The sequence below is a fragment of the Flavobacterium sp. genome (genome assembly GCF_039930565.1).
Lineage (GTDB): Bacteria > Bacteroidota > Bacteroidia > Flavobacteriales > Flavobacteriaceae > Flavobacterium.
On the sequence record NZ_JBDTTP010000110.1, the window covers coordinates 1 to 10,209 of the forward strand.

General features: G+C 33.1%; 3 protein-coding genes and 1 pseudogene. 3 read left to right on the top strand and 1 reads right to left on the bottom strand.

Annotated elements, in window-relative coordinates:
- Positions 1-77: 77 nt before the first annotated feature.
- A pseudogene (locus tag ABI657_RS18065) lies at positions 78-278 on the top strand (DDE-type integrase/transposase/recombinase); the annotation flags it as partial.
- Positions 279-544: 266 nt separating this feature from the next.
- On the opposite strand, the gene ABI657_RS18070 reads toward ABI657_RS18065, so the two are convergent.
- Positions 545-1,303: a helix-turn-helix transcriptional regulator gene (locus ABI657_RS18070; RefSeq protein ID WP_348096050.1), complete on the bottom strand. Its 759-nt coding sequence runs from the start codon at positions 1,301-1,303 to the stop codon at positions 545-547.
- A 253-nt stretch (positions 1,304-1,556) separates the two neighbouring features.
- On the opposite strand from ABI657_RS18070, the gene ABI657_RS18075 reads away from it, so the two are divergent.
- Positions 1,557-2,183, top strand: a complete 627-nt coding sequence (locus ABI657_RS18075; protein WP_348098668.1) for a hypothetical protein — start codon at positions 1,557-1,559, stop codon at positions 2,181-2,183.
- 605 nt (positions 2,184-2,788) lie between these two features.
- The coding region (locus tag ABI657_RS18080) for an amino acid adenylation domain-containing protein (RefSeq protein ID WP_348098669.1) at positions 2,789-10,209 on the top strand (7,421 nt) is incomplete at its 3' end.

Genomic DNA, 10,209 nt, shown 5'->3' on the forward strand with positions numbered 1-10,209 from the left:
CAAGAGTAATAAACATTGATAAAAGTGGTTCTAATACTGCAGCTATCAAAGTCTATAACAAACGTTCATTCTCAAAGATTAAAATCCGGCAGTGTAAATATCTCAGCAATATTGTAGAACAGGATTATCGTTTTATCAAAACTGATTGGGCTTTAAAAGTTTTGAATCAGCCAGACGAACATTTAGCGGAATTGAAGTTGTGCAATATGCTTAGAAAGAATCAGATGGTTAGAACAGGGATAACTATGTTTAAATCATTATGTAAATTGGCGTCCTAACTATTAAATTACTTAAATTCTTATATTTGATTTTGGCAGATGCAACATAACCAAAAAAGCTCCAAAGTACATTTAAAGTTGTTGTAATATAGATGCGAGAAAAACTGCATTTTACTTCTTTCCCTTTTAATTGGGAAGAGAGATTAGAACCTTATATACTACATTTCTTAATATTTATAATCTATTTCAAAATGAAGTGTGCCACTAATGTTTCAAAATCGGAAGGATTTGAACCAAAAGGAGTGGGTATTTTTAATCCACAATTATCAAATTAATTTGTTGCTAGTAGCGTACGCTATTGCTTCGGCAATATTTCCCACACCCAATTTAGTGAACAGTTTTCTTTTATGAAATTTGATTGTATCTGCCGAGACAAACATGCTCTCGGCCATGTTGGCAATCGTAAATCCTCTAATAGAATATTGCAAAACCTCTTTTTCACGGCTGGTAAGTACTATCTTTTCAGATGTTTTCCAAAAATCTCCTTCCAGGTCATAGTTAAAGATTTTATTTTCTCCTTTTTTATAAATTTTAATGTTCCCGGACTGCAGTTCTGAGGAAAGTGAAATGATACAAATTGACTTCCAGATTTTACCGTCATTGGTTAAAAAAACGGGAGTCAGTTTTTGATTGACCAAAAAGGTTTTTCCACTCGGATTCTTCAACCGAAAATCATATGAAATAGTATGATATATTCGCTCTTCCAGGGGAATATTTTGATAGAAATCAAATCCTATCGTATTAATCTTCAAGAGTAAGTCCAGATCTTCTTTTATTACATACTTAAAGTAAAAGGCATAGCCCAGTTCCTGCACCTCTTCCGGTGTATGGCCACACAGAAAAAGTGGGTTTTCAGAGACATATTCAAATCCTTTTTTTTCGTAATCTATAATGTAGATACTGCTGTAAGTTGTTCTGGCAAACGCTTTGACAAGTTCTAAATAATTGGCCAGTTTAAGTGCTTCATCTTCAGAAATTTTTTGCACTGTATTGTTAGATGAAAAAAAGTCGTTTTCAATTACCATATCCTAATATTTTTACTACGGCGTGAATATAGGAAAAATTGCAGATATACTGTTAATTATTTTTTAAATCTATATGAATTTAACTTCATTTAAATAAGGCTTTCAATTGTATTTTTTTAACCATTATTTTCTTAACAATAGGATTTTTACTACCTACACTAAAGGGTAGTATTTTTTTAGTTTGTTGACAACTAGTATTTTGTGTAATATTTCGAGGTTATTGTGGTCATAGTTTTGGAAAAAATAAACTACCATGATAACCAAAATAAACCACCTGCCGACTATCAGTCAAAATGAGATTTTCCATATGTCAAAATTTGTAGTGACTGAGAATTTCAATCATCATGCCAACGAGGTATATTCAAGTTCATATCAAAATGATATTGAATCTGTTTATCAGGAAGAAATGGAATTCTTAAAGAATTCAAAAATATTCATTTTCAAAAATGATCTTGATGAATTAATAGGCACCATCAGAGTTCTAAAATGGGATTTTATCAAACCGTTACCAATTCAAAAAATGTTTGATATCGATCCTTTCATGTGTACAGAAGGGAATTCCATTAATGAAATATGGCACATTGGACGTTTTGCTATCAAAAAAGGAACACGTGATATCAATTTGCTAAAAAAACTATTGGTTTGTGCCATCGCCCCGGTTTGTGCCAACAAGGATAATATCGCTTTTGCAGAGATAGATGCCAAACTGCTTAGAGTTTTACAATTAATGGGCATTAGAGCCAAAGTTGTTGGAAAATCAATTGAATATTTAGGTTCTGAGACCATCCCGGTATCAATGTCTTACCATGGACTAATTGATTTTTATAACGAGAATAAAAATTTAGTTGCGCCATCAGAAGCTTTTGGACTTTCAGCCTAGAACTATCAACTACACAATTGGGTAGTATTTGACTGTATCAATAGTAACTACACTTTGGTGTAGTAAGAAATAAAATTCTGTATTGTAAGTTTACTCCAGTGAAACAAGTTAACTGGTTTTATTTAGTAAGTACTTGTTTATCAATAATTCTAAAAAAACGAATTTCTTGTCTAAAGTTTTGGAAAAGCTAGAATTTTTTTTTTGAAAATCACCAAAATCACCATTATCAAATTTGCCTTTTAATAACTAAACATGTGACTGGTTACAGCGCAGCTATATCCTGTTCCCAAATTTACCATAATAAAAATAAGATCAGGCTTGGAGGTTCTGGTAAATTACAGAATAAATTTTAGATCCTTCGTTTTGTGTTTCTTGTCTAATGATTCTAAAAATTTTCAAAAATAGTTTTCAGTTTTATTTAAAAAAATCATTGAGTTGATGTCGCTGTATTTAAAGTCTACTTATACAATATAGCCGTACAGCGTTAATTTTTTTTATATCCAATATAAAAAGTTTTTATCATGGATTATTCTAATGCAACAACAACAATTATAATAACAAAATCTGTTACCGAATGTTTATACAAATTATAAAAAAATACAGAGATGAAAAATAATGTCACTAGCGTACAGAAATATATATGGCTTGATCAGATTTTAGAGAGTGATTCTCCAAAATATAATATTGGCGGCTATGCATTTATTAATGGAAGTGTAGATGTTGAGCGTTTTAAAACAGCATTTGATATTCTGATTAAAGAGAATGATATCTTTTCTTTTGTTTTTGAAGAGAAGAGTGGATTTCCGGTCTATAGTCTTGAGGATGCAGAAGCAAATACAGCTCTTTCTTATATAGAAGAATCAAACGAGTCCAAAGCAATTCAAATGATAGCTGATGATTTTATAATTCCGTTCAATATAGAACAGGATAAACAGCTTTATAAAATTTGGCTTATTAAAATAGCACCTGAATCTTATATTTGGTATTCAAAGCTTCATCATATTATATCTGACGGTTTCTCGTTTCAGTTATTGTATAATAAAGTAAAAAGAATTTATGAGCAATTGGGTACAGACCTGGCTTATGATGATTTGTGTATAGAAAAAAACAAAATGTCTTATGAAGATTTTATAGCATTAGAAAATACCTATAGAAACTCCGGTGATTTTGATACAGATAAAAACTTTTGGCTGGAACGTTATACAGAATTACCATCTTTAATTTATCCCGGTAATAACAGATCTACAGGTCATTGCCATGTAGAAATGACACTTTCTGAATTTGAAAATAAAGAATTATGGGATTTTGCAAATAAAGAAAAACTAGGCATTTTTCATCTATTAATAGGCTGTTTTTCTATTGTTTTGTCCAAGTATTATAATAGAAAAGAAGTGAACTTAGGCATGCCTATTTTAAACCGAAAAAATGCAAATGAGAAACGCACTTTTGGTCCATTTTTAAGTATGTTGCCACTAAAACTTCTTTTAGAATCCGATTCATCTTTAAGCGATTTCATCAAAGAAATAAAAGCAACACTCTTTACCTGCTACAGACATCAACGTTTTCAACAGGCCGATATATTGCGAAACCTTCACCAGTCCACTTCAAAGTTATATGATGTGAGATTGTCGTATGAGCGTATGCATTATGAATCTGAATTTGCAGGTAATAATGCCAGCATACATCCTTTATCAAATGATAGTGAAGATGATCCTATCTCTATACATGTTTTTGAGGATATAAACGGACATCTTAGCTTTAGATTTGATATCAATGAAAAATATGTTTCAAAATTGGAAGCCAATCAGCTTATCCTCTCTTTCAAAAAAGTGTTAACTCAATTAAAAGATAGTAAAGACATTACTTTAGCAGAGATTGAAATATCGAGCAAAGAGCAATTAAAAGAAATTGAAACCATTTCAAAAGGACTTGTATTAAAAAGACCCGAAGAAACTTTTTTAAATCTTTGGAAAACATCGCTGGCTAATTATACATCGAAAACCGCTGTTTCTTCTCAAACAAATTTTTTAACCTATGATTCGCTTGATGTATTTTCAACCACAGTAGCATCTTATCTGCAAATTAAGGGTATAAAAAAGGGGGATAAAGTCGGAGTCATGCTCTCCAGATCAGAAAAAAGCATTATTGGTATTCTGGCTACATTCAAAACTGGTGCTGTTTATGTACCTATTGATGATGCCTATCCAGATGAACGAAAACAATATATTATAAATGATGCTGAGCTGGATTTTATCTTAACAGACTCTTTTTCTAATTCGATTGTAGCAGAAAAAGAATGTAATATTGATCTCATTTTAGAAGAGTACGCATCAGCAGCATATACACCTGTTGTTGCAGAACCTCAGGATGAAGCTTACATTATCTACACTTCTGGCTCAACAGGAAATCCTAAAGGCGTTGTGATCAACCATCGATCTTTATACGATTATATCCTGACATTTAGTACTTATTTTAATTTAAGTGAAAAAGATGTTGTACTGCAACAGGCCTCTACCGCTTTTGATACTTCTATAGAAGAGATTTTTCCGATTCTCTCTGTAGGGGGTAACCTGGTAATTGCCTCTGAAACTAAAGATTTTAATGCACTTTTTGAAGATTGTGAACGATTTGGAGTTACTCTGTTAAGTACCAATCCTTTTGTTTTACAATATCTAAATGATAATCATAAAAACTATCACCTCAATTTCAAAACCGTTATTAGTGGAGGAGATACTCTAAAACCGCATCAGGTAGATCAACTACTGGATACTCATGATATTTATAATACTTATGGACCTACAGAAAGTACAGTTTGCGCCACCTATTATAAAGTGAGTAAGACAGATACCGTATTTCCGATAGGAAAACCTATTACAAACAGAGGTGTGTATCTTTTAGACGGTTCGAGAATATTACCTAAGGGGGCGATAGGAGAGATTGGACTTTCTGGTGCAGGCCTGGCAGTTTCTTATTTGAATAAAAAAGAATTAACGGATAATGCATTTGTAAACATAAATGGAGAACGTATTTATAAAACAGGTGATCTCGGAAAGTGGAGTAGTGATAATAACTTAATTTTTTATGGCAGAAAAGATAGTCAGCTTAGCTATAAAGGTTATCGCATTGAAATAGGCGAAATTGAACACGCCATACAAAAGGTAAATGCATACGTTGTAGATAGTTATGTCTGCATAAAAGAGATTGACGGTATGCCAATTCTTGTTGCTTATTTAGTGGCAAACGAATCTTTTATCAATATATCTTCCTTAGTATTTGATTTAAAAAACCATTTGCCGGAGTTTATGATCCCGACTCATTTTGTAATCATAGATGCAATTCCTTTAATTTCTAACGGAAAAATAGACATAAAAAGTTTACCGGAACCTAAAATCATAAATATCAAAGAAGCAGTTCAACTGCCCACAACAGAACAGGAAAAAGAAATTGCTGCCATCTGGCAGGAATTGTTAAGACTCGATCAGGTTGATGTTACGGTGAGCTTTTTTGAACTCGGCGGACATTCCTTATTGGCGAACCAATTTATTAGCAGTTTGAGAGATCAAAAAGGAATTGAATTGCCATTAAAAGATTTCTATAAATTTCCTACTATTAAAGAAATAAGCGAGTTAGTACCATCTTTAGGAAAGAAAAAAACTCAAAATATAATCGCTCCCCAACAAGAATTGTATCCTTTGTCTTTCTCACAAGATAGATTGTGGTTTCTTAATCAATTAGATCCTACAGATACATCTTATCATGTATCCCGGGCAATGAAACTCAATGGGCATGTAGAAGTCGCTACACTCGAAAAAACATTTTCGAAACTAATAGCCAAACATGAAATATTGCGAACTGTTTTTGTAAATCAGGATGGAGCGCCTTATCAAAAAATACTTTCTCCGTATGCTTATACCATTCCGGTGATCGATTGTACTTTTGTAAGCGAAGAGAATAAAGAAAAAGTAATTGCGCAATCTTTGGAAAAAATAGAAAGCCGCGCTTTTAATATAGAAGAAGGGCCTCTTTTTAGAGTAGATTTTTTGAAATTCTCAAACCAGGAAAGTGTACTAATATTTTGTGAGCATCATTTAATTTTAGATGGATGGACACAGGGAATTTTATTCAGAGATTTTGTTGATGTGTATAATGAATTGCAAATAGATCCGGATTTTGAGGTAAAAAATCCCGAAGTTACCTTTAAAGATTATGCGTATTGGGAAAAAAATAGTTTTACCGAGGAAATTCTTCAGGAGAAATTAGCATATTGGGATCATAAATTTGAAGGTTTCTCAAACGAATCATTAATTGCTTTAGATTACGAAAGATCAGAAACTTCTGTAAAAAAAGGCGCTACAATAGAGCATGTTTTTTCATTGGATTTCTCTGAAAAACTACGACAATTTTCTGAAAAACAAGATGTGTCCTTGTACATTACAATGCTTACGGCTTTTAAAATAGCGCTATACCAATTTAGTAATCAGACAGATGTATGCGTAGGAACTGCCGTTGCAAACAGACGCTATAAAGAATTTCAGGAGGTTTTAGGTATGATTGTCAATACAATTGCACTGAGAACAACTTTTAGCAGTAAAGATTCCTTACTCGATATTCTTCATCAGGTAAAAGCAACTTGTCTTGACGCCTATGCTTATGATGATACTCCTTTTGGTAAAGTAGTAGAAAGAATAAATCCGGAACGAGGTTTAAATCTTAATCCATTATTTCAGTACATGTTCAGTTTTGTCAATGTTCCAATTCAGAGTATGTCTTTGCTCGATGCAGAAATAGAAATTTTAAAAGGGCATAATAAAACATCACGATTTGACATTAGTGTTGTCGTGAATACCGTATACGAACAAACAGATTATGTAGCAGATAATAAGCCAGACAGAAGAATTTCTGTAGAATGGGATTATAATGCTGATATTTTTAAACATGCTACCATGGAGCGTGTTTTATCCGTATATCTTAAAATTCTGGATGAACTTGTCGAAAACCCTGCTCAATCCTTAGCCGGAATAGAGTACCTGCCAGCATCTGAAAAAGAGATGTTGCTACACGGTTTCAATCCTAAAAAAACAAATTCAATTACAAACAAAACAGCCGTTTCTGTATTTAGCGGGCAAGCTGCCAAAACACCGAATGCTATTGCGATTGTATTCGAAAACAGATGCTTGACATACAAAGAATTAGATAGGATTTCAAATCAGTTAGCCCATTATTTATTAAACAATTTTGATGTTAAAATTGAGGATTTAATCACAGTAAAATTAGAGCGAAGTGAGTGGATTTATATTGCATTGTTGGCTGTTTTAAAAGCCGGAGGCGCCTATGTTCCTGTAGATCCAGGTTATCCGGAACAACGAATTGCTTATATTGAACAAGATACAAACTGTAAAGTAGTAATTGACGACGATTTGATCATGCATTTTATCGCCAATCAGGATGATTACAACATTACCTTACCTGAAATTTCTCTCGCACCAAATAACTTAATGTATGTAATATATACTTCAGGTTCAACAGGCAAGCCAAAAGGAGTGATGATTGAACACCACAGTTTAGTAAATTATATTGCAAATCAAACCAAAGTTTTTGAGTTTGACAGTTCAGAACGGGTCATACAGTTTTCAAATACGGCTTTTGATGCCTCTATGGAGCAAATCTTTTTAGCCTTATTCAACGGAGCATCACTAATAGGAGTATCAAAAGAGTGTATCATTGATCCATCTGATTTTGTAAATGTTTTGCAGGAACAGGCTATAACCCATTTGCATTGCACTCCAAGTTATTTGGGATATTTAGATCCTCTTTCGTCTTGTAAATCGCTGCGAAGAATAGTGTCAGCAGGAGAAATGTGTTCTAAAAAATTGGCCGAAAAAATGATAAAAATTGCCGATTTTTATAATAAATATGGCCCGACAGAAGCAACAATTAGTGCTACAATGGGTAAGGTGAATAAAAATCATGTACAAAAAAATATGATTTCTATAGGAAAACCATTAAAAGGTTCAGAAGTATATATTTTATCAGATGATCTGGCATTAAAACCAATTGGCGTTTTTGGAGAATTGTACATTTCTGGCTCCGGACTTTCCAGAGGATATTTAAATAACAAAGGTTTAACCTCAGAAAAATTTGTTCCTAATCCTTTTACAGCGGGAGCGAAATTATATAAAACCGGTGATTTAGGAAGGTGGCTTCCAGATGGCAGTATAGAATTTTTGGGACGTAATGACGATCAGGTAAAAGTTAGAGGACATCGTATAGAATTAGGGGAAATAGAACACAGTATCTCATCTCAAAATAACATTGATCAATCTTTAGCTGTGATCCAAAATATTGGAGGGGAGCAAATGATTGTTGCTTACTTGGTTGGAGAAGAACGCATAGATAAGCAAGAACTCCGTTCTAAACTGGCTCATAATTTACCAGATTATATGATACCGGATTATTTAGTTCAAATAGATTCTATTCCGCTCACTCCTCATGGAAAAGTCGACAAGAAAGCATTGCCACCAGTTGGTAGTGATGATATTGTTCAGCAAAAATATGTTGCACCTGCAACAATTTTAGAAAAAGAGTTAGTGGCCATTTGGGAAGAATTATTAGGAATTGAAACAATAGGAGTTACAGATAATTTTTTTGAATTAGGCGGACATAGTTTAAAAGTCACTTTACTGGTAAATAAAATTAATCGAAGTCTCGGATATCAAATAAGTGTAAAAGAAGTGTTTTTGAATCCTACCGTTTCAGGAATTATATCCAGATTAGAAACCTCGGCTTTTACTGCAATACCCAAAGCAGAAACTCAGGAGAATTATGTTTTAACATCGTCGCAACATCGATTATGGATATTAAGTCAGTTTGAAGGCGGTAATCAGGCATATAATATTCCTGGCTCTTTTGAACTGCAGGGAATTCTGAATGTCGGAAACTTAACAGAAGCCTTTAAGAAAGTTATTTCCAGACATGAAATTTTAAGAACCTTTTTCAAACGAAATGAACAGGGAGAAGTACGTCAATTTATTGTCGAGGCTTCAGCAGTCGATTTTAAAATGGATTATTTTGATTATAGTACAGAAGAAAATCAACAGCAAACAGTAGAAAAAAGAGTAGATGAGAGTTACAAACATCAGTTTAATTTAGAAGAAGCTCCTTTAATACGTTTACATTTAATAAAATTAGCAACAGATCACCATATTTTGATTTTTAACATGCATCATATTATTGGTGACGGCTGGTCTATGGGTTTATTAACCAAAGAATTAATAACAATTTACGATAATCTGGTTCAGGCTAAAAATAATAGTTTGCCGGATCTTACTATTCAGTATAAAGATTATGCCTCCTGGATCAGGAGTGAAAACAAGCTGGCTAAATTAAAAATAGCAGAAGAGTATTGGTTAAATATTTTTAGCGGAACGATTCCGGTATTGGAACTTCCAGCAAGCAAAATGAGACCAAAAGTTAAGACCTATAATGGAGATTCAGTTACCTATGATTTCTCCAAACGAGCAACTTCAGCTTTGAAATTGTTTTCAGAAAACAATGATGCTACACTATTCATGGTTTTAATGTCGGGAATCAACGGTTTACTTTCGAGATATACCAATACCAGGGATATTATTGTAGGGACACCCATAGCAGGAAGAGAACATAGTGATTTAGAAAATCAGGTTGGATTATATTTGAATACGATAGCCATTCGCACCAGTTTTGATGCAGCAGTAAGTTTTGAAGAGTTATTGGCAATTCAAAAACAGACTTTATTAGGGGCGTATTCTCATCAGGAATATCCATTGGATAATCTGGTAGAAGAATTAGGTTTAGGAAGAGATACAGGCAGATCTGCTCTTTTTGATGTCTTGGTAGTATTGCAAAATCAAAACGATTTATTTGAATCGGATAACTTCCAGATACAAGATCTGATTTTAAAACACTATAAAGGATATCAGAGAAAGGTGAGCCAATTCGACTTAAGTTTTATCTTTTCAGAAAAACACGGTCAGTTATCGCTTCACAT